22 protein-coding genes are annotated in these 23,784 nt (G+C 49.5%); 12 read left to right on the top strand and 10 right to left on the bottom strand.

Features of this window, described 5'->3' with window-relative positions:
• Nucleotides 1–90 precede the first annotated feature (90 nt).
• Complete coding sequence (gene ettA, locus ACYZZ0_RS05920) at nucleotides 91–1,758, top strand: energy-dependent translational throttle protein EttA (RefSeq protein WP_461535673.1); 1,668 nt, start codon at nucleotides 91–93, stop codon at nucleotides 1,756–1,758.
• A gap of 20 nt (nucleotides 1,759–1,778) precedes the next feature.
• On the opposite strand, the gene ACYZZ0_RS05925 is transcribed toward ettA, so the two are convergent.
• Nucleotides 1,779–2,531: a type III pantothenate kinase gene (locus tag ACYZZ0_RS05925; RefSeq protein ID WP_461535674.1), complete on the bottom strand. Its 753-nt coding sequence runs from the start codon at nucleotides 2,529–2,531 to the stop codon at nucleotides 1,779–1,781.
• 173 nt (nucleotides 2,532–2,704) lie between these two features.
• Between ACYZZ0_RS05925 and rarD the strand changes: the two genes are divergently transcribed.
• Together rarD and ACYZZ0_RS05935 are read left to right on the top strand one after the other, a co-directional pair.
• Complete coding sequence (gene rarD / locus ACYZZ0_RS05930) at nucleotides 2,705–3,634, top strand: EamA family transporter RarD (RefSeq protein ID WP_461535675.1); 930 nt, start codon at nucleotides 2,705–2,707, stop codon at nucleotides 3,632–3,634.
• A gap of 34 nt (nucleotides 3,635–3,668) precedes the next feature.
• A complete protein-coding gene (locus ACYZZ0_RS05935; RefSeq protein WP_461535676.1) occupies nucleotides 3,669–4,634 on the top strand; it encodes a M15 family metallopeptidase in 966 nt (321 codons plus the stop codon).
• Here ACYZZ0_RS05935 and ACYZZ0_RS05940 read toward each other — a convergent pair.
• Nucleotides 4,576–5,484, bottom strand: coding sequence for a DUF2608 domain-containing protein (locus tag ACYZZ0_RS05940; protein WP_461535677.1), 909 nt, complete (start codon nucleotides 5,482–5,484; stop codon nucleotides 4,576–4,578). The genes ACYZZ0_RS05935 and ACYZZ0_RS05940 overlap by 59 nt on opposite strands.
• Before the next feature lie 154 nt (nucleotides 5,485–5,638).
• Between ACYZZ0_RS05940 and radA the strand changes: the two genes are divergently transcribed.
• The gene (radA, locus tag ACYZZ0_RS05945) at nucleotides 5,639–7,012 is read left to right on the top strand and encodes a DNA repair protein RadA (protein ID WP_461535678.1); all 1,374 of its coding nucleotides are present in this window, start codon (nucleotides 5,639–5,641) and stop codon (nucleotides 7,010–7,012) included.
• Nucleotides 7,013–7,029: 17 nt separating this feature from the next.
• Here the strand turns inward: radA and ACYZZ0_RS05950 are convergent, their stop codons facing one another.
• The 5 genes from ACYZZ0_RS05950 to ACYZZ0_RS05970 all read right to left on the bottom strand — a co-directional run bounded on the left by ACYZZ0_RS05950 (nucleotide 7,030) and on the right by ACYZZ0_RS05970 (nucleotide 10,336).
• Nucleotides 7,030–7,362, bottom strand: a complete 333-nt coding sequence (locus ACYZZ0_RS05950) for a hypothetical protein (protein WP_461535679.1) — start codon at nucleotides 7,360–7,362, stop codon at nucleotides 7,030–7,032.
• 122 nt (nucleotides 7,363–7,484) lie between these two features.
• Nucleotides 7,485–8,063 carry a hypothetical protein gene (locus ACYZZ0_RS05955; protein ID WP_461535680.1) on the bottom strand — a complete coding sequence of 193 codons (579 nt, stop codon included), beginning with the start codon at nucleotides 8,061–8,063 and terminating at the stop codon, nucleotides 7,485–7,487.
• Nucleotides 8,060–9,118 (bottom strand): MFS transporter, encoded by a 1,059-nt coding sequence (locus tag ACYZZ0_RS05960; RefSeq protein ID WP_461535681.1) that lies wholly within the window; start codon nucleotides 9,116–9,118, stop codon nucleotides 8,060–8,062. Before ACYZZ0_RS05960 ends, ACYZZ0_RS05955 begins: the two co-directional genes overlap by 4 nt.
• A 77-nt stretch (nucleotides 9,119–9,195) precedes the next feature.
• Entirely contained in the window at nucleotides 9,196–9,702 is a 507-nt protein-coding gene (locus tag ACYZZ0_RS05965; RefSeq protein WP_461535682.1) for a hypothetical protein, read from the bottom strand.
• 58 nt (nucleotides 9,703–9,760) lie between these two features.
• Complete coding sequence (locus ACYZZ0_RS05970; protein ID WP_461535683.1) at nucleotides 9,761–10,336, bottom strand: NAD(P)H-dependent oxidoreductase; 576 nt, start codon at nucleotides 10,334–10,336, stop codon at nucleotides 9,761–9,763.
• Nucleotides 10,337–10,545: 209 nt separating this feature from the next.
• Here ACYZZ0_RS05970 and ACYZZ0_RS05975 point away from each other — a divergent pair, with 209 nt between their 5' ends.
• The 4 genes from ACYZZ0_RS05975 to ACYZZ0_RS05990 all read left to right on the top strand — a co-directional run bounded on the left by ACYZZ0_RS05975 (nucleotide 10,546) and on the right by ACYZZ0_RS05990 (nucleotide 14,493).
• Complete coding sequence (locus ACYZZ0_RS05975) at nucleotides 10,546–11,820, top strand: dicarboxylate/amino acid:cation symporter (protein ID WP_461535684.1); 1,275 nt, start codon at nucleotides 10,546–10,548, stop codon at nucleotides 11,818–11,820.
• A gap of 43 nt (nucleotides 11,821–11,863) precedes the next feature.
• On the top strand, nucleotides 11,864–12,493 hold the full coding sequence (gene thiE / locus ACYZZ0_RS05980) for a thiamine phosphate synthase (RefSeq protein WP_461535685.1): 630 nt from the start codon (nucleotides 11,864–11,866) through the stop codon (nucleotides 12,491–12,493).
• A gap of 81 nt (nucleotides 12,494–12,574) precedes the next feature.
• Complete coding sequence (hemL, locus tag ACYZZ0_RS05985) at nucleotides 12,575–13,858, top strand: glutamate-1-semialdehyde 2,1-aminomutase (RefSeq protein ID WP_461535808.1); 1,284 nt, start codon at nucleotides 12,575–12,577, stop codon at nucleotides 13,856–13,858.
• A gap of 8 nt (nucleotides 13,859–13,866) precedes the next feature.
• A complete protein-coding gene (locus tag ACYZZ0_RS05990) occupies nucleotides 13,867–14,493 on the top strand; it encodes a hypothetical protein (RefSeq protein ID WP_461535686.1) in 627 nt (208 codons plus the stop codon).
• Nucleotides 14,494–14,549: 56 nt separating this feature from the next.
• On the opposite strand, the gene ACYZZ0_RS05995 is transcribed toward ACYZZ0_RS05990, so the two are convergent.
• Nucleotides 14,550–14,882, bottom strand: coding sequence for a DUF1820 family protein (locus ACYZZ0_RS05995; RefSeq protein ID WP_461535687.1), 333 nt, complete (start codon nucleotides 14,880–14,882; stop codon nucleotides 14,550–14,552).
• Between the two features lie 241 nt (nucleotides 14,883–15,123).
• Between ACYZZ0_RS05995 and miaB the strand changes: the two genes are divergently transcribed.
• Nucleotides 15,124–16,470 carry a tRNA (N6-isopentenyl adenosine(37)-C2)-methylthiotransferase MiaB gene (gene miaB, locus ACYZZ0_RS06000; protein ID WP_461535688.1) on the top strand — a complete coding sequence of 449 codons (1,347 nt, stop codon included), beginning with the start codon at nucleotides 15,124–15,126 and terminating at the stop codon, nucleotides 16,468–16,470.
• 49 nt (nucleotides 16,471–16,519) lie between these two features.
• On the opposite strand, the gene ACYZZ0_RS06005 is transcribed toward miaB, so the two are convergent.
• Both ACYZZ0_RS06005 and ACYZZ0_RS06010 read right to left on the bottom strand, forming a co-directional pair.
• Nucleotides 16,520–18,454 (bottom strand): acyltransferase family protein, encoded by a 1,935-nt coding sequence (locus ACYZZ0_RS06005; protein ID WP_461535689.1) that lies wholly within the window; start codon nucleotides 18,452–18,454, stop codon nucleotides 16,520–16,522.
• Between the two features lie 153 nt (nucleotides 18,455–18,607).
• On the bottom strand, nucleotides 18,608–19,036 hold the full coding sequence (locus ACYZZ0_RS06010) for a VOC family protein (protein WP_461535690.1): 429 nt from the start codon (nucleotides 19,034–19,036) through the stop codon (nucleotides 18,608–18,610).
• 224 nt (nucleotides 19,037–19,260) lie between these two features.
• Between ACYZZ0_RS06010 and ACYZZ0_RS06015 the strand changes: the two genes are divergently transcribed.
• The 3 genes from ACYZZ0_RS06015 (at nucleotide 19,261) to ybeY (ending at nucleotide 23,746) form a co-directional block, all read left to right on the top strand.
• Nucleotides 19,261–22,131, top strand: a complete 2,871-nt coding sequence (locus tag ACYZZ0_RS06015) for a M16 family metallopeptidase (RefSeq protein WP_461535691.1) — start codon at nucleotides 19,261–19,263, stop codon at nucleotides 22,129–22,131.
• A gap of 128 nt (nucleotides 22,132–22,259) precedes the next feature.
• Nucleotides 22,260–23,258, top strand: coding sequence for a PhoH family protein (locus ACYZZ0_RS06020; RefSeq protein ID WP_461535692.1), 999 nt, complete (start codon nucleotides 22,260–22,262; stop codon nucleotides 23,256–23,258).
• 8 nt (nucleotides 23,259–23,266) lie between these two features.
• Entirely contained in the window at nucleotides 23,267–23,746 is a 480-nt protein-coding gene (ybeY, locus tag ACYZZ0_RS06025; protein ID WP_461535693.1) for an rRNA maturation RNase YbeY, read from the top strand.
• Nucleotides 23,747–23,784 lie beyond the last annotated feature (38 nt).

Genomic DNA, 23,784 nt, shown 5'->3' on the forward strand with positions numbered 1-23,784 from the left:
TTGATACATGAAAACGGCTGCCTTTCCGTGGTAAATTGGCGGCCTTTTTTCTTCCCACACCAAGCTTAGAGCGATCAGAGATATACGATCATGGCTCAATACGTTTATACCATGAACCGTGTCAGCAAGACGGTTCCGCCTAAACGGCAAATTCTTAAAGACATTTCCCTGTCTTTCTTCCCCGGCGCCAAAATTGGTGTTCTGGGTCTGAACGGTGCAGGTAAATCCACCCTGCTGAAAATCATGGCTGGCGTTGATTCCGAGTTTGACGGTGAAGCCCGCCCACAGCCAGACCTGAATGTCGGCTACCTGCCGCAGGAACCGGAGCTGGATCCTAATAAGAACGTTCGTGAAGTTGTTGAAGAAGCACTGGGCGAAATCAAGGCTGCCCAGCAGCGTCTGGACGAAGTGTACGCTGCATATGCAGAACCTGATGCCGACTTCGATGCTCTGGCTGCAGAGCAGGGCCGACTGGAAAACATTATTCAGGCTGCCGATGCTCACAACATGGAGCGTAAGCTGGATGTTGCCGCGGATGCCCTGCGCCTTCCGGACTGGGACGCCAATGTTGCCAACCTGTCCGGTGGTGAGCGTCGCCGGGTAGCCCTGTGTCGTCTGCTGCTGTCCGCCCCGGACATGCTGCTGCTGGACGAACCGACCAACCACCTGGATGCCGAATCTGTTGCCTGGCTGGAACGCTTCCTGCTGGAGTACCCGGGCACCGTAGTCGCGATCACTCACGACCGCTACTTCCTCGATAACGCTGCCAACTGGATTCTGGAACTCGACCGCGGACACGGTATTCCGTGGGAAGGTAACTACAGCAACTGGCTGGAACAGAAAGAAGCGCGCCTGGAACAGGAAAGCAAGCAGCAGGACGCTCACCGCAAAGCCATGCGGCAGGAACTGGAATGGTCCCGCTCCAATGCCAAAGGCCGTCAGTCCAAGTCCAAGGCCCGTCTGGCTCGCTTCGAAGAGATGCAGTCTCAGGAATTCCAGACCCGTAACGAAACCAACGAAATCTACATTCCACCCGGTCCGCGTCTGGGAGACAAGGTGCTGGAATTCAGCAACGTGACCAAAGGTTTTGGTGACCGTCTGTTGATTGATGACTTGAGTTTCAGTGTACCCAAAGGTGCAATTGTCGGCATCATCGGTGGTAACGGTGCCGGTAAAACCACACTGTTCAAAATGATTACCGGTGACGAGCAACCTGATTCCGGTACCATCGAACGTGGTGAAACTGTCAAGATTTCCAACGTTCAGCAGATGCGTGACGAGCTGCAGGACGGCAAGACCGTATTTGATGCTATTGCCGACGGTCAGGATATCCTGCGTATCAACGGTTATGAAATGCAGTCCCGCAAATACATTGGCCGTTTCAACTTCAAGGGCGGCGACCAGCAGAAGCGCGTTGGCGAACTGTCCGGTGGTGAGCGTGGACGTTTGCAGCTGGCAGCCACTTTGAAAGAAGGCGGCAACGTGCTGCTGTTGGACGAACCTTCAAACGACCTCGACGTAGAAACCCTGCGTGCACTGGAAGAAGCCATGCTGGCTTTCCCGGGCTGTGCCATGGTGATCTCTCACGACCGCTGGTTCCTGGATCGTGTAGCGACTCACATTCTGGCGTACGAAGGCGACTCCAAGGTTAACTTCTTTGAAGGTAACTACACCGAGTACGAAGCCGACCGCAAGGCACGCCTGGGTGAAGAAGCTGCTGGTCCTCACCGCATCAAGTACAAGCGCATCGACGCCTGATAGAAGTTCTTCACTTCATATCAGGGCAATGCCATCCCCAACCCGTCAAGTACCAGATCCGGCTTGCAGGTGTTGGGGATTACAAGATGGTGCGCTAACAGCGCACCATCTCCCCCACTCAGAATAATCTGCATCTTCTGCTGAAATCGTGAGTATTCTGATTCGATCAAGGCTGCAGCCATAGCAACAAACCCGTTTTCCAGCGCACCTTTGACATGACAGGAAGGTTCGCGGACAGCCCTGGCTTCAGTCAGCGAATCAGGACAAAACCTGCCCAGCCGGCGTGTTGATTTTGCCAATGCACCAAAGTGGGCCCGACTACCCGGAACGATATAGCCTCCCAGATAGCATCCCTCTGAGTCACACATATCAAGAGTCAATGCGGTACCCGCATCAACAATCATCAAGGGCTTTTCGGGATAGAGCTTGCGCCCGGCAATTAAGCCCAGCCACCGGTCAGTTCCAAGCTTGTCCGGACTGGTATTGGTTAAAGCGCAATTTTTCAGACTTTTAGGGGAAAGTGTTTCAACTGAGGTTCCAAGGCAGTTACCCAAGGCTGCAGCCAGTTCCTGACTGGATTCATGAGTATGGACACTCGATAGTCGACAACGTAACGGCCAGAACGGCAGCTTATCCACAACCCGGTGAACAACTGCTTTATAGTGCGGTTGATAATGGTCAAAACCTGAAAGAATAATACGCCCCGTTTCATCCTGCAGGCGCCATTTTAACCGGGTATTACCGGCATCAATATCCAGAACTCCCTTGCTCATCCATACCTCCGGACTGGCAATACATCATGGTCAATATTTTCCCCGGAACACAGGATAGATCATGCAGGGCGAGGTATTTGAAAAATAATACTCATTCTTAAAGACAGCATAATTAAATATTCAGAGGTTGCTTTTACTGGCAGCAGGCCAGATTATCGGGGCTCATTCATTCAATGATTTCAAATAATTCTGGCAGTCATAATACCTTGATCGATAAATCCCCCTTATCCGGCTTTTTGCTGGCTGTATTTTCATTCGTGTTCTGGGGCATTGTTCCCGTTTACTTCAAAGCTGTTTCAGCTGTACCTCCGCTGGAAGTGCTTTCGCACCGGATTGTCTGGTCAGCCATTCTGCTTTCCGCTCTGGTACTCATAACCCGCAAGCAGCAGGAGATTCGCAGCGCACTCAGAAACATCAAAACACTGGGCTGGTTAACCTTGTCTGCAATTCTGATTGCCGCAAACTGGCTGACCTTTATCTGGGGGGTAAGCCATAACCATATACTGCAAACCAGCCTTGGCTACTTTATCACTCCGCTCGTCAATGTCTTGTTCGGTTTCCTGTTTTTTGGTGAAAGACTGAGCCGCTTCGGCATTGCAGCGATTGCCCTGGCTTCTGTCGGCGTGTTCCTGCAGGTTTATCTGGTAGGATCCCTGCCAATGGTTGCCATGCTGGTTGCCGTAACATTCGGTCTCTATGGTCTTGTTCGTAAAAAGATCGATGTCAAACCCATTCCCGGTCTTACTATCGAGACCTTTATTCTGCTCCCGCCAGCGCTGGTTTGGCTGGGATGGCTTGTTTATCAGGGTAATGCCCATCTGTCGGTTGAGAATCCTGATTTATCGCTACTACTGGTCATGGCAGGACTGGTCACCACTATTCCTCTCGTCACTTTCAATATGGCAGCAAAGCGACTCTCTTTGACCGTACTGGGGATGGTGCAGTACATCGGACCTACACTGTCTTTTTTGATTGGTGTTTATGTATACAACGAGCCGATGGATGCCCACCGATTGACCACCTTTGCCCTGATTTGGCTCGGGTTAGCAGTTTTTTCTTTTGGCAGTATGATGAGTTATAGGAAACAACTTGCGGCAAGCTAGACAGTAATATCAGCCACGCGCCAGGGAGGCCATCATGAAAATTGTAAATCGCCTGTTGATTTCGATTCTTTTTTCTTTTGGTGGTCTCAACGCTAATGGCTCAATGTTTCAGAGTCATATTGAAGCTGTCCCCGATGATCTCTGTGCCGAGATGAGCCGCCTTAAAGTAATGACACCGGCCAATCCGGTGCAATGCGACCGGCTGAGGCGCGTTGTTTTTTCCTATTTCGATTTCTCGGGAACCGTGCATTCAAATGGTGAAATTATGGTGCTGGATGCTGCAGCACCTGCTGTTGAATCTATTTTCAGGGAGCTTTTTCTGCTTCGCTTCCCCATCGCCAAAGCACGGCTGATTAATCATTACAGTGGAGATGATCAGAAGTCACTGGCAGATAACAATTCATCATCCTTTAACAGTCGGTCTGTGACCGGTAAAAGCGTGCTGTCTATTCACGCTTACGGTCTGGCCATAGATATCAACCCGGTGCAAAACCCGTTTGTCACTTTTCCCAACAAATCTTCAGGGTTCGCTCAATATCATCCTGCAGCAGGCGCTGCATTTGCCAATCGCAGCAATACTCGAAGGGGGAAACCCTTTCGTGCCGGAATGAGTGAAGAGGTTGTGGATATTTTCACCCGTCACGGGTTTGCGATCTGGGGTGGAGGTTGGGATAACCCCATTGACTACCAACACTTTCAGGTCAGCCGCGAGATGGCAGAGTTTCTGGCTGCGACCCCGGCAAAGCTGGCTACCCGTTTTTTCTCAAATCACACAAAATTCATTCAACAGTTTTTTGAAGCCTGCCCGGAGCAAGCCTCAGATAGACGTTTGCTGGATTACAGTCAGTGGTTAAAGCAAAAACTGGGCAGCTCTCCAAAAGAAAAGCTGCTTACAGTTTACCGGCAGCAAACCCGCGCGATGAGTTTACTGATTAATGACTTTACCCTTCAGGCAAGCAAGGGCATTTCCTGTCCGGCTCCGGTTGATAAGCGCGCATAAGACCACGGGTGTAGTGATCATTCAGCATCAACTGGCTGACAACAACATCTGCTCGCCAGCGGTTAAGAAAATGCATTAACTGCCGGCTGCCCTCATGCGGGCGATAGTCACCATGCACTCTGGGGAAGGTGCACAAAATAGCCTGAAACTCAGGTTGCAACCCTTCCTTTAACTCCTTCAACGAAGCCGTTATGTCATCCAGATGCCGTTGTTTGTCATCCACCATGACAACGCGCTTTATCGCTGCAAATGGCTGTTTACCTTCTATCAGCAATTTATTCAGGCTTTCACCTTTCTTATTGCCATGACTTACAAAAATCACCCCGCCTTCCAGCCGGATCTGGCGTTCCTGATCCAGTGGAACCCATCGCGGTTCACCCGTATCAGTAAACTGAATACCCGCCTGCTGTAGTTGCCACAGCGTTATATCTTTGATCCCCAAGCCCCTCGAAGTCATTCCGATAACTTCAGCGCCCTTATGCCTGAGCTGTGAGATGACTTTCGGCAGCCTAGAGTCTGTCAGTGCCAGCGGTACCCGGGGATAAACAACTTCAAGCAGTACATCCACCGTTGCTGCAGCCTGTTGGCGGGACAGTGATGTGTCCTGTGCCTGTAACTCATCCCGCAGGTAGTAAAACATCAGGGAATGCCCAAGCCATTGCCCCACAGGGGTCGTCAGCACAGTCTCATCCAGATCCAGTAACACCAGTGTGCCTTTAAGATCAGACGACTGGCTGAACCAGGCTTCAAGATATTCGCCCGGACGGCTTGTTTCTGGCTGAGCAAACAGATTGCAGGAGACGAAAAGGAATATAACTGCTAACAGGGTGCGACAGGCTTTCAATCTCATCTCGCCCGACTCCGTTGATTTTGTAATTTGTTTCTATGGAACCAGACAGCATAGTCAAGATTGAGCTTCGAAGAGGAAAGTGGGCATCTTCCAGCCATAAGAGGGTAAACTGGAAGCCTACTCTGGATAACAACCGGTACAAATCAGACCTGATATGGCAAAAAGTAAATCCCGCAAGGCCTATGTCTGCCAGGAATGTGGCAGTGAATCTGCCAAGTGGCAGGGTCAGTGCCCTGACTGCAAGGCATGGAACACGATGAAGGAAATCAATCTGGGGCCTGCCAGTGCACCTTCGGTCAGTGCTGCCACCCGGGGCGGTTTTGCCGGCTCCTTATCTGATTTGAAGCTGCTATCAGAGGTTGATGTGGCAGAAGCGCCCCGCTTCTCCAGTGGTTCCACCGAATTCGACCGGGTGCTGGGCGGAGGTTTTGTCAGAGGCAGTGCAGTCCTGATTGGCGGCCACCCCGGAGCCGGTAAAAGTACCATCCTGCTGCAGACCCTGTGTCATGTAGCCCAGAACATGCCGGCACTGTATGTTTCCGGTGAAGAATCCCTGCAGCAGATTGCGGCTCGTGCCAAACGGCTGGAACTTCCTGTAGACAAGTTAAAAATGCTGGCAGAAACCTCGGCTGAAAATATCGTTGCCGTCGCTGAGCAGGAAAAGCCGGGAATTATTGTTATTGACTCCATCCAGGTGATGTATATGAATGGTGTTGATTCAGCACCGGGTGGCGTTGCTCAAGTGCGTGAATCTGCCGCTTTTCTTACTCGTTTTGCCAAACAAACCGGTACAGTACTTCTGATAGTTGGCCATGTCACCAAGGACAATTCTCTTGCCGGCCCGATGACTCTGTCCCATATCATTGATACCCAGCTGATGCTCGGCAACACTGACGACTCTCGTTTCCGGATTATGCGTGCCACCAAAAACCGTTTTGGTCAGGTCAATGAGCTGGGCATCTTTGCCATGACGGAGAAAGGTCTGCGAGAAGTCAAAAACCCGTCAGCCATTTTCCTGTCCCGCACACCGGAACCGGCTTCAGGTAGCCTGATTACCGTTCTCTGGGAAGGTACCCGACCTTTGATGGTTGAGATTCAGGCCCTGGTTGTAGACTCCCAGCTTGGCAATCCCCGGCGTGTAACCGTCGGTCTTGAACAAAACCGCCTTGCCATGCTTCTGGCAATTTTGACCCGTCACGGTGGTATCTTTACCAGCGACCAGGATGTGTTTGTAAACGTAGTCGGTGGTGTAAAAGTTACTGAAACCAGTGCTGACCTTGCCAGCCTTCTGGCTGTGGTGTCCAGTCTGAGAGATACAGCGTTGCCACAGGATTTGATGGTGTTTGGTGAAGTTGGGCTGGCAGGTGAAATTCGGCCGGTTGCCAGTGGGCAGGAGCGACTGGTAGAGGCCGCCAAACATGGTTTCAAAAAAGCAATTGTTCCCACGGCGAACAAACCACGCAAACCCATTGAGGGAATGACAGTTATAGGCGTTAACAAGTTATCCGAGGCACTTGATGCGATTTAAGAAAATTCATCAAGCAACTAATTGAAAATCAGGAAACCTGCCAGAACAGAAGTTACGTTTGCTATTGCGGCTGCAAGAAAGCTCTTTTGTAGCCGTATATGCAACCAGTTAGCCAGCACCCAGGTTTCTATCAGAATAACCGCAGACTCTCCCATCCAGACATATAGTGTCCATGACTCAACAAATGCCGGTAAAACAAACCATAACCAAGGGATCGTTAATGTAGTAGCCGCAATTCCAGCTTTCAGGATATCGGGTGTCAAAGACTGATGCTTCAACACGAAATAAAGCACAGGTAGCTCAAATATCAGAGTAAGCCCCCAGGCCATTAGAAATTTATCAACAAGCATGTTCCATCATTTACCTGTTCGTAGCCTTGATCACCAAAACCAGGAAATATGCTGGAGGCTCATATTGCAGGAGCGTATCACCAGCTTTTCCCAGGCAATATCAAAAAACTGCAAGAGAAGACTCAATACTCTTCAAAATACTCCTCGTTATCTGGGTTATCCCGATCTATCCATAAATTTATTTCCTGCTTCGATGACTTCCCCCATGAAAAAGGAAAGTTTCCGAAATCGCCACCCTGACTTTTATAATCTTCTGCTGAAATGTAATATATTTCATCCTCAGGCCTGTCCCAGTCACCATTATCAATAGCCACTGTTGCCCGACAGCTTCGTTTATCTCGAATATCTTTTCCTTTGCGCATATTCAGGTAAAGCTCGTCGATATCCTTTCGGGTTATTTCGCCATAACATGAAAGTTTCAGTTTGGTAGAATGGCAGCGAAAGGTTTTTGACCAAATGCCCCAATATGTCTGCGAATACTGGTGATGCCTGAAGCATCTCACGCTCACACTTAATTCAGACTCATTATGAAGCCCATCAGGGTAGTCATGATCTTCTTCATGGATATTAATTTTAATCTTGTGACTCTGTCCGGGTTCAGGTTTTCTTCCTGAGCCAGGCTTTCCCCCGACAATGATATCGCCAAAAGCTATGGACGACGCTAACGTCAACGCAAGCAGCATAGATCCTTTATATTTCATTTACTGACCTCCCTTGTCAGCCTAGTTTTCCCCATCGATAACAAAATTAATGCCAGTACAGCAGGTACAGTCCAGACCCATAATTCAAGGTCCATCGGTATCTGAACAAATACCCATATGCCGGCACCTCCCAGAGCAATAGCAGTACCAAGACCCAGAGCGGCACTCAACGCGTGGCTGTTCAGAAACGCATCAAGGCGAACAAGCAAGGAAGGGGTACTGGCCTGAAGACTTGCAAGTCCCAGAACAAGCCATGCAAAAGATTGGTAAGTACCGGAAAGATAGAATGCAAATGTAGCCAATAACAGGCTTGAAACTACTGTATATTGCCAGTGATAAACCTTGCCCAACCAGCCTCCTAATAATTTTCCTGCAGCAGCGGAGACAGCAATGATCATCAGAGCCTGTGTTGAAAGTGAGCCAAGTGATCCTTGATAAAACACCCATACCAGGGAGCGAAACGCAATAATAAAAAGCACGGCACATGCCAACCAAAAAGCAACAGAACCTTCTTGCTCTGTTGTTTGACCTGGTTGCCGGGGTTTATCAGTGAAACTAGTTGGCGACGGTAATACAAGAGCCATAAAAAGCAGCAAGGGAATGATTATGACGGGCATAAAACTCCAGCCAGCCAGGCCGCCTGCCATACCTGTCATCAGCCCCAATACTCCGGGAGCAACAAACCATCCGACCTGAGCGCTACATCCCTTTGCCGCTCTCAGACTCACTGCACCTGCAAATACATGAAATATGCCACTGCCACAGCCAGATAGAATGACAGCCAACCAGAACCATTCAATAGGCAGCAGTAACGCAACAGCGGCCAGACACATGGATAATTGAATACCCCGGTGATACCAACGCTCAGGACATCCGGCTAAAAAAGGCTGCATCGCGAATGCGAGCATGTTGTAGCACAAAACAACGATCGCCAATGTCGCAGGATGAAGCGTAAGCGCCCAGCTACCAACCAGAAAACCTGCAACACCATCGGATAAACCGTGCATCACACCAAGACGCTGCGAATTTGAAAGCCTGTAAACGAACTCTCTCATTTATGCCCCTGTATACGTTCCATGTATCAAGGCCTTGTATATTTCCCGATAACAACTGGTTTAAACCGGAAAAGCTATTATTCATCTGGTTCCAAATCAATTTTTATCCTTGGATTATCCAGATAGCCATTGATGGGAAAATTACTCTTACCATCACTTAGAGGAGCACTATAAATGTCTCCCTCAATAACTATTTCTTCAGTCCCCGCATCACTACCGATAAATAGTGTACCCTCACAGAATCCAGTTTTTTGCAGGCTTGGGTTATCATCCAGACTTTTTTTCGAAATATTATGAAAGCAAACTCCTTCCTGTTGCTCACAGCTAAGCAGCTCTGAGTAAACTGGAGGTCCCTGTTTCAGTTTCCCTTCATAACAAATAAGAGAAATCGTCAAATCATTTTCAGAATAAACACGCACATCATCTTCATACACCAAAACTTTAACAGACACATTTTCATCTGCATCATCACTGAATGAGAACCATGGGAGATTTACCTCTCCTACAGGTGAATCGATAATGTCAGCATATGAATGATTCGCCAGTAAAAAAAATATCAGAGGAAGTATTAATCGTTGTCTCATTTGAGCAATCCCTGCTTTTTCTCAATCATGTTTCAAGAGTTCTGATAATAATTAGAAATCAAAACTGTAAGACCACTTTTCTTATTCTTTTCAGAAAACGCTTTCGTTCAGCATTCCCAATTTTATCCATGCTGTAAAGTGCATGCCATTGGATGTCCCGACAACGTGTACAGGCTCGCAATGACAGCTTGAACATTTTACGAGGTGGATTGCCAATTAACGTCATTCTCCACCAGGACGAACCTTGTGTTGTAATAACCATCGCTTTCCTGATATTTGTCAGCTTTGGTTTTACCCCTTCCGCCCCGAAGTCTGCAACGACACCCGGTAACCAAACCCTTTCCAGCCAGCCTTTCAAAATAGCCGGAGGTCCCATCCACCAGGTTGGATAAATAAAAATCAGCGCCTCAGCCCATTGCAAGGCTTCAATATGTTGCTCAACTCCATCCAGCTTCCCCCCATCCATATAGGCTTCCCTCTCACCTCTGGATAGCCGAGGCTCAAAGTTTTCAGAATAGAGATCCAGATCCCTGAGTTCATGACCGGCCTTCTCAAGCCCATCACAGACTTCACGATGCAGGCTCGCATTAAAGCTCTCAGGATTGGGGTGGGCATAGATGACCAGAACCTTCATGGCGAAGACCAACTCCAGCAGTGATGTTATTCGGTATTGCTATTCCAGAGAGAGGGACACATTACAAACAGTAATTATAGTGACTGTTCAAAAGACGCCTGTGGCTCATCTTGCACTATATTCATTCCTGCCAATTCGTTACTTTCGAGCGATTTTGCTGTCAAAGATTCCTGAACTGGGTATTTTTTCTTTTTGAAGGTGGCTACGGAATGAACCGGAATCTGGCTCCGCGCATTATGGTTGCTTTGCTGGGAGGACTGCTGACAGGTATTTTGTGTCAACTGATCGCCTCCTCTGACAGCCTGCTTTATCAGTTACTGATCCACGGAGCCTCGACCGCCATTGGTGATATGTTTGTCGCCATGATCAAGTTAATGGTCGTACCACTGGTTTTTATTTCTATCGTGAATGCTGTCTGTGATCTTGACGACATCAATCAGTTTGGCCGTCTGGGTGGCAAAACATTTATTGCCTACATCATCAATACCCTGCTGGCGATTGCCGTTGCCATGGTTGCTTGCCTGATTATCTCTCCCGGAGAAAATGCAGGCTTCACTCTGAGCAGCGAAGCCCAGACAACGGTGACGACTCAAATGCCCTCCGTGTTACAGCTCATCGTCAACATCGTGCCTGAAAACCCGTTTCAGGCCCTGGCAGAAGGCAACATTCTGCAAATCCTGTTTATGGCGTTACTGACCGGCGTAGCAATTAAAAAACTGGAGAATCAGGATACCCACTCTGCCAGCAAGACATTCCGAGTGGCCAATAAATTGATGATGAAGCTCACTCTGATGGTGATGTCTCTGGCACCCATTGGCGTGTTTTTTCTGGTACTGAAGCTGGCCGCAATCATTGATTATCAGGGCATGATCAGCATGTTGTCATATATCACGACAGCACTCGGTGTCATGGTTTTATGGCTGTTTTTTGTCTACCCGGTTGTTGTCGGATTACTGACCAATAGCAACCCTCTGATGTTTATTCGCAAGACGCGGGAGCAAATGATGTTTGCTGTTTCAACAGCCAGCTCCAACGCAACGATCCCGGTCACTTATCGCACGCTGACCGAAAAAATGGGCGTCTCTGAAAAGATTGCAGGATTCTCTGTGCCTCTGGGCGCCACCATGAATATGTCCGGATCAGCCATATACATAACCGTCGGCACCTTGTTTGTCGCCAACGCCTATGGGTTTACTTTTGATAATGCCCAGCTGGCTACATTGGCTTTCACTGCATTCCTACTGGCTGTAGCCACCGGTGGAGTACCAGGCGGAGCCATGGTCATGACAGGCGTATTGATACATCAGATGGGACTGCCTGCCGAAACCTTTGGCGTCATTGTTGCCACAGACCGGATTCTGGATGCCGGCTGTACGGTGACAAGCGTTGTGGGCGATACAGCCGTCAGTACTATTATTGCCAGATCGGAAGGTGAACTCGACGAAAAGACACTGCACTTTGAAGAAGTGCTGCCACCGGTGTAAATTCGCGCCAGATTAAATCCTGTTGAATACACCCGAGCACATTATGACCGCCTATCCCCAGTCCGGCCTGTATGCCATCACTGATGAGCATCTGCTTCCCGATGACAAATCCATGTACGATACCGTGGAGCGAATGCTTGAAGGTGGTGCCGGTATTCTGCAATACCGGGATAAAAGCGATGATCACGACAAGCGACTGCGTCAGGCGCTGATGCTCAAGGAGCTGTGCCACCGTTATCAGATCCCCTTCATTATCAATGATGATATCGAGCTGACGCTGGAATCCGGTGCCGATGGTGTACACCTGGGGCAACAGGATGATGTATTGATGAAAGCCCGCAACCGCCTTGGGCAGCAACACATCATTGGTATCAGCTGCAATGGTGATCTGAACCTGGCACGGACAGCACAGCGAGATGGTGCAGATTACGTTGCATTTGGCCGCATGTTTCCAACCCGAACCAAAGCGGATGCCCTGCCCTGCGAACTATCAGTACTTTCCGAAGCCTCGACTGAACTCAAGGTGCCAATAGTAGCGATTGGCGGCATAACACTGGATAATGCACCGCAACTTGTAGCGGCTGGCGCCCGTCAACTGGCAGTTATCAATAATCTGATAACCGCTCCGGATGTAACACAGCGCGCCCGGGCCTTCTGCGATTTGCTCGCCTGAATGCCTTTATCACGCCGCTTGGCAATTTTTCAGAATACATGATTTCCGAATAAAGGCAGTCGATTGATGACCAGTGAAACCATGACAAGATCAGAGTCCCTGTTCAAGGAAGCCCATCGCTATATTCCGGGCGGGGTTAACTCACCGGTCCGTGCTTTCAAGGGTGTGGGCGGTATTCCGGTGTTTATTCGCCACGCTGAAGGCGCCTGTATTCGTGATGAAGATGATCGTGAATACGTTGATTATGTCGGTTCCTGGGGCCCGATGATTCACGGCCATAACCATCCGGCCATTATCGAAGCGGTACAGGCTCAGGTTGCCGAAGGCATGAGCTTTGGTGCACCGACAGAAATTGAAATCGAGATGGCCAAAACCGTCTGCGAAATCATGCCGTCTATTGAACTGGTGCGGATGGTAAGCTCCGGTACTGAAGCCACCATGAGTGCTATTCGTCTGGCACGTGGTTTCACCGGCCGTGACAAGATCGTCAAATTCGAAGGCTGCTATCACGGCCACAGCGATTCCCTGCTGGTGAAGTCCGGCTCCGGCATGCTCGATATCGGTGTTCCCAGCTCCCCGGGTGTTCCTGCTGATCTGGCCCAGCACACCCTGACGCTGCCATACAACAATGTAGAAGCCTTAAAAGAACTCTTTGCCCAGCAGGGCAGCGAGATTGCCTGCATTATCGTCGAACCGGTAGCCGGCAACATGAACTGCATTCCTCCGGTTCCGGGTTTCCTCGAAGCGCTGCGTGAAGTCTGCGACGAGCATGACAGCGTGCTGATCTTCGACGAAGTGATGTCCGGATTCCGGGTTGCACTGGGCGGCGCTCAGGCGGTTTACAATGTCATGCCAGACCTGACTACTCTGGGCAAAGTGATCGGTGGTGGTATGCCGGTCGGTGCCTTTGGCGGCAAGCGCGAAATCATGGAGCATATTGCTCCGGTCGGCCCGGTTTACCAGGCGGGTACCCTGTCCGGTAACCCGGTTGCCATGGCTGCGGGTCTAACTTCTCTGCGTATGCTGTCCAAGCCTGGTTTCTACGAGCAGCTGACCGAGCGCACAACCAAGCTGACTGAAGGTCTGCAGCAGCTGGCAGACAAGGCCGGTATTCCTTTCCGTACCGCTCAAGTGGGCGCCATGTTTGGTCTGTTCTTCACCGAACAGGAACAGGTGACCTGTTTTGAAGATGTGATGAAGTGCGATGCCGACAAGTTTGCCCGCTTCTTCCACGCCATGCTCAAGGAAGGTGTCTACCTGGCACCGTCGGCATTTGAAGCTGGTTTTGTATCCGCAGCTCATACTGATGAACATATTCAGCGCACACTTGATGCTGCTGAGCGTATCTTCAGCAAACTGGTCTAAGGGACAGCATGTCGTCGACGGCTTTTTCCTATGCAGCACTGGCCTTCGCCAGTGCTTTCGGACTGTTCCTGCTGATATCCCAGTACCGCAGTTTTGCCGCTATTCGTAAAGTACCGGCAAAAGTAGCAGTACTCGGATTCGGTATACTGACAGCCACTGCCACACTGGGTCTACTGCGCTATGGCTTTTCTGATCGCTGGGTAGAGGCACATGATCTGTTTGCCAACCTGGGCTGGTATATGGCCATGCCGCTGATTGGCGCGACTTTTCTTGATGCCGGCCGTGATATGGAATGGTCCAGACCCACCTGGTGGCGGATCATTCTGGGTTTATGTCTGATTTTTGAAGTCGCCCGAATGATGGGATGGCAGGCCGAATACAAGCTGATTGCCAATCTGACTGCAGCACTGGCAGCGACGCTGGCCGTATGTTGGCCCAACAGCGATATCACTTCCGGTTCAAGACTGTTTACCCTTGCCGGAGTTGTGAGCTGTGTGGTGGCTGCTGTAGTAATAGGAACGGAAGGACAGTTAATCGGATATCTGCGGGAAGATGTATTCCGCTATATGGTTGCGCTCGGCACCCTCTGCCTGGGCTCCGGTCTGTTCTTTATTTTGCAGCGACGAATAAACTGACACATAAAAGTAGTTCGGGCTGACAGTCAGCCTGAACTACTTTTATTTCTTTCGACTTACTTGTCACCACCTCTCGGCATGGGCGGTATCGGAAACTGGGCAACCTTTTCACCACTGCCAGTAGACACCTTACTCACACCTTCCTTTTCCACTTCATCAATGCGAACAATGGATGTCAGCGGAATAAAGCTGCGCTTGACGTCACTGAAGATAGATTTCAGTTTTTCCTCACCCGGATCGACCAGCAACTGACTGCGCTCACCAAAGGTATAACCCTCGATTTCGACAAAGCCATACAGGTCGCACTGATAGATATTGCTGGCGTAAACCTCAAAGACTTCGCCCTGGTTGTGAAAAATCACCCGAAAAATCTGTTTCTTTTCCGCCATAAAACCAATTCAGTCAGACGTTGCAAAGGCTAACCAGCACTCATTCTACTGGTCATGAAATAAACAAAGCGCACAAGAATATCACAGCTCCGGTCGGCTGCATTGTGCATTTATCCACAAATTGACCACACCATTCATCGGCAGTAGACATCGTCAATGTGGCATTTCTGACTGTCAGGGCGATCAGTGCGAGGCTATAATGCCGCGTTTATAAAAACTTCGGGCATCCCCCTGCAGAGACATGACGACTAAGAAGCTTTACATCAAAACCCACGGCTGTCAGATGAACGAGTATGATTCTGCCCGTATGGCAGACCTGCTCGGTGAGACCCATGAGCTGGAGATCACGGACAATCCGGAGGATGCGGATGTACTGCTGGTAAACACCTGCTCGGTACGTGAAAAGGCACAGGAAAAGCTGTTCCACCAGCTGGGCCGCTGGAAGAAACTGAAAGAGCAGAATCCGGACCTGGTTATCGGTGTGGGTGGCTGTGTAGCCAGCCAGGAAGGTGAAGACATTCGCAAGCGAGCCCGTCATGTAGATGTGGTTTTCGGCCCACAAACCCTGCACCGTCTGCCGGAAATGATTGATGCCACTCAGGAAAACCATATTCCCGTGGTGGATGTAACCTTCCCGGAAATCGAGAAGTTCGATCGCCTGCCTGAGCCCAGTGTTGATGGCCCGTCAGCTTTCGTTTCCATTATGGAAGGCTGCTCCAAGTACTGCACCTACTGCATCGTACCTTATACCCGTGGTGCTGAAGTCAGCCGTCCGCTGGATGATGTACTCGCTGAATGTGTGTCACTGGCAGAACAGGGTGTACGCGAAATCAACCTGCTGGGCCAGAACGTCAACGCTTATCGTGGCGATAAGGAAGATGGCACCATCTGTGATCTGGCCGAGCTGATTACTTATGTCGCAGCCATTGAAGGCATTGGTCGTATCCGCTTCACCACCTCTCACCCAATGGAATTCAGCGACAGTCTGATCGAGGTTTACGGTGAAGTGCCGGAGCTGGTAAGCCACCTGCATCTGCCGGTTCAGTCCGGCTCCGACCGAATTTTGGCAGAAATGAAGCGTGATCACGTCACCGCAGATTATCTGGACAAGATCCGCCGCCTGCGCGAAGTACGCCCCAACCTGAGCCTGTCTTCAGACTTTATCGTCGGTTTCCCCAACGAAACCGATCAGGACTTTGAAGACACCATGAACCTGATTGCCGAAGTCGGCTTCGATGCTTCTTTCAGCTTTATCTACAGCAAGCGTCCGGGCACACCGGCTTCCGATATGCCGGATAATGTGGATCCAGAGGTGAAGAAGCAGCGCCTGAAGATTCTGCAGACCCGCATTGACCAGCACGTCATGCAGATCAGTCGCCGCCTGGTTGGCACAACTCAACGGATTCTGGTTACCGGCTACTCCAAGAAAGATCCGGGTCAGCTGATGGGTCGTACCGAGTGCAATCGTATCGTCAACTTCCACTGCGACGATCCGCGTCTGATCGGCAAGTTTGCAGAAGTTGAGATCTTTGAAGCATTGCCTCATTCCCTGCGTGGCACCTTGCAGTCTTTTGAAGAAGTCGCTTGATATAAGCCACACAATGTTGATCCCGGTTGCCGGGATCAACATACAAAAATCAGGATTTCTTCGACTGGCCTAACGCCTCAAGCGGATTTTCATACTGTTTCAAATAAGCTTTTCCCAGCACCTTTGAACCAATGTAGTTCAGGTGATTGTCATCCCGGTAAAGCGGTATTCCTTCCAGAATTGTTTCGCAGCGCCGTTCATTACACATAGCCTGACGTGGATTAATCCATATAACATCAGGAAAGCGCTTCATCGCATTCGCTCTGAAACGATAGAAGTTTTCCATTTGTTTTTCTGCATCCTCATACGGGATAGAACAGTCCGTTCTGCTTTTCAGCGCACAATAGGCGTACGAAGTAGATGGTAGGGTAGGTACATCCTCAAGGAAAACAACCGTATGGCCCAGCTCTTTCAGCCAGTCCAGCATATCCATAAAGTAAAGCTGGTAGCGCTCATCATTCAGGTAAGAGTGCCACCATGCTGAAACAAAGACTGTTTTGGGCTTGCCCTGAGAAAGATAATCCTGAAGCGCCTTGTTACGGGCTACTTTCTTGTCCTTGCGTAAGGCTTCCTGCGTGTGTTTGCCAAGAATAAACGGTGTAGAAGCTTTCGTTACTATCAGGGTATAAAGATCGGTACTCTTTGAAAGCTCCTCCAGAAAACCAACCATTGATGTACCATGAGAGTCCCCCACCAAAATCGCATTGGGATCGCCATCAGCTGTTTTCTTTCCTGTCAGACAGGCTGCACTCTTATCAAAGGCAATATTGTCTCCATCAAAACAGGCATCAAAAATATCATCGGCATTCTGCTGGTTCATGATCCTGTAGAGTTCACGGTTCTTTTCAGGAATGCGAAAGCTGATGTCATCAGCAATGCGAATAGTCGCCTGCACACCCCAGATCATTAATGCCGGAACCAGCACCAAGTTAAGAAAAGACGCCTTAAGCCCCCAGGGTCGATACCGCAGTCGAGACTCAACAAAAGTATATGTTGCCCACGCTGCTAGCAGGGTAAAGCAAATAAGCAGGATTTGATTAAACAACGTCAGCTCTATCAGCTGATAGTTCATTAAGGCAACAGGTGGCCAGTGCCAGAGGTAAATTGAGTACGACAATGAACCGATAAATACCAGCCCACGTGTACTAAGCATCGTCGAGACAATCCCCTGATGATCGAGCATACCGGAATAAATGATCATTACAGTGCCCAGCGTCGGCAACAGCGCATTGTAACCGGGGAAAAGATCGCCCGTTTCAAGCACCATTGCGCTGAAGATAATAAAACCCAGACCTGCTGACGACAGCATCTCTGACGCGGTTCTATTGAGCCGAGGTAAACGCTCGCCATAAATTGCCAGTCCGGCTCCCAGCAATAGCTCAAACAACCGGGCAGGTAAAAGAAAATAGGCGGCACTTGGATTTGTGTACGTCTGATAAACCGAAAATCCAAAAGCAGTAACCAACAATGCACCAAAGGCCACTAATCCTGCAGGCTTTCTTGCAAAGCGCCAGCTGCCCCAGAGCAGCAACGGCCATATCACGTAGAACTGCATCTCAACGCCAAGTGACCAGGTATGCAGTAGCAAGAGGACTTCAGCATCGCTGGAAAAATATTTGGCAAACTCATCCAGAAAATAAAAATTGCTGTATCCAACCAGAGCAAACAACCAGCTTTTGGAGAAGATGTAATAGTCTTCATCCATATAAAAAGGTGAGATCAATAGGAAGCTGACAAACGATACAACAAGAAATGCAGGCAGAAGCCGTTTGATCCGTCGGGCAGTAAAGTCAAAAAAACTGAAACGACCTTCTGCAAGATGTCGCATCAGGATGCCTGAAATAACAAAGCCGGTAATTACGAAAAAGACATCAACACCAACAAATCCGCCGCTGAAAGCCGCAAACTTATAGTGATACAAAATAACAAGGGAAACAGCGACAGCCCTGAGGCCATCGATATCACGACGATAAGTGCTCAACATAAAAAGTCAGAACCGGAAGCTATTTTATGGTGAGTTTCTTATCAGGTTGTCTGTGAATTTTTTGTCAAAAGCCGAAGCCATGCCGGATGATGATATCTTCACCGACATGGCCGAGAGATGATTGGTTAAATCGCTACTATCAGCCTGTACCCACTATTCATAGTGGTATCGTTTGGCAGGGTCATCGGAAAAGTACTCTACCAACTCCCATTCGAAACCGGCAGCATCATAAAAGTACATACGTTTCCTGAATGTCTCTTCAGGTTGATCCAGGCTCTTTTTATAACCTGAATCCATCAGCTTCTTTTCAATTTCTTTCAGGTTTTTCACTGTCAGGCCAAGATGGTTGAATCCTATATTTCTATAGGTTTCCGGAATGTCCTGCTGCTTAAAACTCGCCGGAGGCTCCTGCAAAGCCAGATAAGCATCATCATTACCGACATGTGCCCAGCGGTAACTGCGTTGATTCTCCGGAGGTGTGGTATCTCTGCGGACAGCAAAGTCCGGCGCAACAATTTTCAGAAAACGGATCGCCTCATCGATATCCGGTACGGTGATATTGGCATGTTCGATACGAGTCATTGTTATTCTCCTCACTTGCTGAAAGCGGGTTGCTTACCGTATTTGCCATCCTAAGAGTTAAAGTTAACTTTAGGTCAAGCACCTGATTGTTTTTTATTTCCAGACTGATTTAAACCTCTATTGAAGGGGCTTCGTCGGTGCACTTTCAGCTTGAAAGGATTTTTTCAGGTAAATATTTGTCCAACCAGAATCAATGCTCCAAATAAACAATTTCAGGATCACAAATGAAGCATTCCGGCAGGCTGTCTGATCCACTGTTTTTCAAGGCAGTATTGCTTTCAATACTGCTATTTCTGAGTGGCTGTGCCGAACTCAAAACAGCTTCAAAACAGCCGGTTCCTCTGGATGCTGAAATAATCCAGGGACAGCTGGAAAATGGTCTGACTTACTACATCAAGCCCAATGCCTATCCGGAGCAACGGGTTTCTCTCAATCTGGTTATTCACGCAGGAAGCCTGCAGGAAGAGGATGACCAGCAGGGCATTGCCCACTTTGTCGAGCATCTCGCTTATAACGACAGCGAAAACTTTCCTGACCGCAAAGCCATCGATTTCATGGAAAGTATTGGCATGCCTCTAGGTAGCCATGCCAACGCATTTACCGATTTTGACAACACCCAGTATATTCTGACCGTACCAACCGATGTCTCGGAAAATATGGGCCAGGCCATACTGTTGCTGAGAGACGTTCTGACCGGCGTTCGATTTACTGAACCGGCCATATACCGGGAACGCGGGGCAGTGCTTGAAGAAATCCGCACCTACAAAAACCGAGCTGAACGTATTGGCAAAAAGATACGCAGTATCAGACTGGCAAGCAGTCGCTGGCTTGAACGCTCTCCGGAAGGACTGGAAAAACAGGTTGCTGCATTCAAGAAAGATGACTTCGAGCGATTTTACCGCCGCTGGTATCGACCGGATAATGCCGCCCTGATTATTGCCGGAGATATCGACCCGGAACAGGCAAAGGCATTACTGCAAAAGCATTTTGCATCGGTTGCCAGATCAGACAAGCCTCTTGCCCGTCAGGATTACCCTGTACCCGATATCACCACCTTGCAGGCTCACACGGTTACAGATCCGGAACAGGCCGAAAATGACGTCAATATCAGCCTCTATAGCCGAATGGATCCAAGAGTCTCATTAGAAGATATTTTCCAGGACAAACGGGAAAGTATTATCAATGACCTTTTGCATGAGCGGCTGCAAGAAAAAGCCAGAGAGCAAGCTACGTTACTGAATGCTTTTGTTTACTGGACGCCGGGGCTTGACCGTAAAGGGCAGACCCAGATTAGCGCCCGAGTTGCAGACGGTGAGTTTGAGCCCGGTCTGAGGATCCTGCTGGAAGAAATCGAAAGAGTCCGACAACACGGTTTTACCAAGTCTGAAATAAAAAGAAATCTTCAGACCCGGCTCAGCAACTACCGGCTAATGCTGGAGAACCGCGATACCATAGATTCAGCGGCTTACCTCTTCGATATGGTCAATCACTATCTATATAGGGAGCCAGCTCTCAGCCCGGATCAAAGGCTAAAGTACGAAATAGATTTCCAACAGCAGCTGACACCCGGGCGACTGAACCTTCAGGCCAGACAAACACTGAGTCTGGATCAAGCAATTATCTGGTTCTTCGGGCCGGAAAATATTACTGCTGAAACGCTGAATTCACTCCAGGTATCACAATTAGCTCAGAATATTGCCGCAGAGCAACTCTCGCCCTGGGCTGATGATACCGGTGACAAAGCCATTATGGACACCCTGCCTGACAGGGTCAGCCCGTTAACCACACATCACTTCCCGGACGTTGATATTTACCAGTGGAAATTCGGGAACGGGGCTACGGTGTTATTCAAGCCAACGGCATTCAAGGCAGACGATGTCCAGCTCTACAGCTGGAGTCCGGGAGGCACCAGCGCCATTCCCGAATCACTGTACCGCCCGGCACTAATTGCCCCTGAAATCGTAACCGAATCCGGACTGGGCAGTCATAACGCGGCAACAATAGAAAAGCTGCTTAGCGGAAAGCAGGTCAGTCAATCGACCTTTGTTGAAGAAGACGAACATGGCATGCAGGTGTGGACAACAAAAAACAGCCTGGAAAGCGCACTGCAACTGCTTCACCTGAGCTACAAGGCACCCCGGGTTGATCCGGTTATTGTCGAAAGAACCCGCAGAGCCCTTATTGACTATCAGGCCAAACGGCGGCTGGATCCTTCAGAAGTATTCTCCGATGATCTGAGCATCTGGCTCTATCGTAACCATCCCTATGCTCGCCCCTGGACTCAAGAAGATGCCGACAGCATATCGGTCGAGAGTACCCGGGAAGTGTATAACCATTTATTTTCAGGTGTGAATGGTGTTGTTTTTGTCCTGATCGGTAACATCCCTGCTAACTCAGCACAAGAGATGGCCTCACGCTACATCGGGTCATTGCCTGGTAACAACCCGATCTTGCAAGCGGTTGATATGAAGAAGCGTCCTCGAACAGGGCAGTTACGGTTCAAAAAAGAGCTCCAGATTGAGCCCAAAACCGATGTGACGCTGTTTTCATACAGATTGAATATTGACTGGAACGAAAAGGATGCGACACAACTGGAAAGCCTCAGCGTGATGCTGGGCGAACATTTGCTGAACATTCTCAGAAATGACAAGGCCTCTGTATACAGTATTAATAGTCATGTGCAGCTTGTCAGCAGCCCTGTGGCACACTCCAGAGCATGGATCAGTTTCACCTGCGCACCGGAAAAAGCAGATGAACTGATAGCCACTGTCTGGCATGAAATCAGCCAGCTGCAACAGCTTTCACCTGAAGCCAGAAGCCAGTGGCAAGTGCTACTAAAAAATGAGGCTGAACGACTCGATAAAAGACATCAGGAAAACCTAAGGGAAAATAGTTGGTGGCTTTATCAGATCTACCATGCTGTCAGTCATGATTTACCGCTGGAGCATGTCGCCAGACCTCATCCAGTCCCGACACTGGATGAGGTCAGTTACCTGGCGCGCAGGTATTTGCAACGTGCCAACAGTGTTGAAGCAGTACTGGCACCCAAACCGCAGATAGAGGACAATCAGGCCACTGTGCAGCCGGCACCCTGACTGTCAGCTGCTATAACCTGAAAGACGCAGGTATCAGGTATGTTGTGGATGCAACATGCCTGACTTTCCAAGCGCTTCTTACGGGTATATTCTTAATTCAAGTGGCGCAGTAAAGGCAAAATTTCAGTTTGAACGCTTCAGTCAACGTCCATAAGTTTACTCTCGAACCCAACGATGCCCAGCGATTTGCAGCACTCTGCGGACAATTCAACGAACATCTCAAACAGATTGAAGAACGGTTAGGTGTAAAAATCCGCAACCGTGGCAACCATTTCGAACTTTCCGGCCCTCAGCACAACACCCGTGCAGCTGAAGATATTATCAGCCGCCTCTACGATGAAACCGACGGCAACCTGGATATCACTCCGGATCAGGTACATCTGTTCCTGCAACAGTCTGCCGTTGATGCCGCCGCTGCCGGCACTGAGGGTCTGGTAACCATCAAAACCCGTAAAGGTCTGATCAAGCCTCGTGGTGCCAACCAACAGGCTTATGTTCAGTCCATTCGCCGTCACGATATCAACTTTGGTGTCGGCCCGGCCGGTACCGGTAAAACCTGGCTGGCTGTTGCTTGTGCTGTCGAGGCACTGGAAGAGGAAAAGATCAGCCGCATTCTACTTGTACGTCCGGCGGTAGAAGCCGGTGAGAAACTGGGCTTCCTGCCCGGTGACCTGTCCCAGAAAATTGACCCCTATCTGCGTCCACTCTATGACGCTCTCTATGAAATGCTGAGTTTCGAGAAGGTGAACCGCCTGATCGAAAAGAATGTCATTGAAGTTGCCCCGCTGGCCTACATGCGTGGCCGCACCCTGAACAATGCTTTCATCATTCTGGATGAATCCCAGAACACCACCAAGGAGCAGATGAAAATGTTCCTGACCCGGATTGGCTTTGGCTCCACCGCAATTATCACCGGTGACGTTACCCAGGTTGACCTGCCTCGCGGGGTTGAGTCCGGTTTGAAGCATGCGTCCCGTGTTCTCAAAGGTGTTCCCGGCATTGGTACTACCGAATTCATGTCTTCCGATGTGGTACGTCATCCTCTGGTACAGCGAATTGTCGAGGCTTATGACGTCTTCGAGCAGGGCCAGAACAAGAAAGCACCCGGTTCGGATACTCTGCAGTGAGCCTGGATATGACCACAACTTATATCGATCTGCAGATTGCATCTGACAACAAGGCACTGCCGACAGAAGTTCAGCTTGAAAGCTGGGCTTCTGCCGCTATCACAGCTGCCGATACTGATACTGAAACAAGCCGTGATGAGGCCGAGATCAGTATTCGCATTGTCGACACCGAGGAAGGTGCCGAGCTGAACCTGCAGTGGCGAAACAAGGATTACGCCACCAACGTGCTGTCATTTCCGTCAGACCTTCCACCCGAGCTGAACCTGCCCTTACTGGGCGATCTGGTTGTTTGTGCACCGGTAGTGGAAAGGGAAGCGAAAGAACAAAACAAGGCTTTGGAAGCTCACTGGGCTCATATGATCATCCACGGAACCCTGCATTTGCTGGGCTTTGATCATATTGAAGACAGTGAGGCAGAAGAAATGGAGAGCCTCGAGACTGCCATTCTGGCTGGACTCGGGTATCCTGATCCGTATCTGGAAACCTGAACCGTATCGGAAAGCAAAGTAAACCAAGCGAAAAATGC

The organism is Spongorhabdus nitratireducens (assembly GCA_947387575.1).
In the GTDB taxonomy this organism is placed as follows: Bacteria; Pseudomonadota; Gammaproteobacteria; order Pseudomonadales; family Endozoicomonadaceae; genus CANDOC01.

Excerpts from the sequence above, each read along its gene's own strand:
- ettA (WP_461535673.1), top strand. The coding sequence starts at position 91 with ATGGCTCAATACGTTTATACCATGAACCGTGTCAGCAAGACGGTTCCG.
- ACYZZ0_RS05925 (WP_461535674.1), bottom strand. The coding sequence starts at position 2,531 with ATGAGCAAGGGAGTTCTGGATATTGATGCCGGTAATACCCGGTTAAAA.
- rarD (WP_461535675.1), top strand. The coding sequence starts at position 2,705 with ATGATTTCAAATAATTCTGGCAGTCATAATACCTTGATCGATAAATCC.
- ACYZZ0_RS05935 (WP_461535676.1), top strand. The coding sequence starts at position 3,669 with ATGAAAATTGTAAATCGCCTGTTGATTTCGATTCTTTTTTCTTTTGGT.
- ACYZZ0_RS05940 (WP_461535677.1), bottom strand. The coding sequence starts at position 5,484 with ATGAGATTGAAAGCCTGTCGCACCCTGTTAGCAGTTATATTCCTTTTC.
- radA (WP_461535678.1), top strand. The coding sequence starts at position 5,639 with ATGGCAAAAAGTAAATCCCGCAAGGCCTATGTCTGCCAGGAATGTGGC.
- ACYZZ0_RS05950 (WP_461535679.1), bottom strand. The coding sequence starts at position 7,362 with ATGCTTGTTGATAAATTTCTAATGGCCTGGGGGCTTACTCTGATATTT.
- ACYZZ0_RS05955 (WP_461535680.1), bottom strand. The coding sequence starts at position 8,063 with ATGAAATATAAAGGATCTATGCTGCTTGCGTTGACGTTAGCGTCGTCC.
- ACYZZ0_RS05960 (WP_461535681.1), bottom strand. The coding sequence starts at position 9,118 with ATGAGAGAGTTCGTTTACAGGCTTTCAAATTCGCAGCGTCTTGGTGTG.
- ACYZZ0_RS05965 (WP_461535682.1), bottom strand. The coding sequence starts at position 9,702 with ATGAGACAACGATTAATACTTCCTCTGATATTTTTTTTACTGGCGAAT.
- ACYZZ0_RS05970 (WP_461535683.1), bottom strand. The coding sequence starts at position 10,336 with ATGAAGGTTCTGGTCATCTATGCCCACCCCAATCCTGAGAGCTTTAAT.
- ACYZZ0_RS05975 (WP_461535684.1), top strand. The coding sequence starts at position 10,546 with ATGAACCGGAATCTGGCTCCGCGCATTATGGTTGCTTTGCTGGGAGGA.
- thiE (WP_461535685.1), top strand. The coding sequence starts at position 11,864 with ATGACCGCCTATCCCCAGTCCGGCCTGTATGCCATCACTGATGAGCAT.
- hemL (WP_461535808.1), top strand. The coding sequence starts at position 12,575 with ATGACAAGATCAGAGTCCCTGTTCAAGGAAGCCCATCGCTATATTCCG.
- ACYZZ0_RS05990 (WP_461535686.1), top strand. The coding sequence starts at position 13,867 with ATGTCGTCGACGGCTTTTTCCTATGCAGCACTGGCCTTCGCCAGTGCT.
- ACYZZ0_RS05995 (WP_461535687.1), bottom strand. The coding sequence starts at position 14,882 with ATGGCGGAAAAGAAACAGATTTTTCGGGTGATTTTTCACAACCAGGGC.
- miaB (WP_461535688.1), top strand. The coding sequence starts at position 15,124 with ATGACGACTAAGAAGCTTTACATCAAAACCCACGGCTGTCAGATGAAC.
- ACYZZ0_RS06005 (WP_461535689.1), bottom strand. The coding sequence starts at position 18,454 with ATGTTGAGCACTTATCGTCGTGATATCGATGGCCTCAGGGCTGTCGCT.
- ACYZZ0_RS06010 (WP_461535690.1), bottom strand. The coding sequence starts at position 19,036 with ATGACTCGTATCGAACATGCCAATATCACCGTACCGGATATCGATGAG.
- ACYZZ0_RS06015 (WP_461535691.1), top strand. The coding sequence starts at position 19,261 with ATGAAGCATTCCGGCAGGCTGTCTGATCCACTGTTTTTCAAGGCAGTA.
- ybeY (WP_461535693.1), top strand. The coding sequence starts at position 23,267 with ATGACCACAACTTATATCGATCTGCAGATTGCATCTGACAACAAGGCA.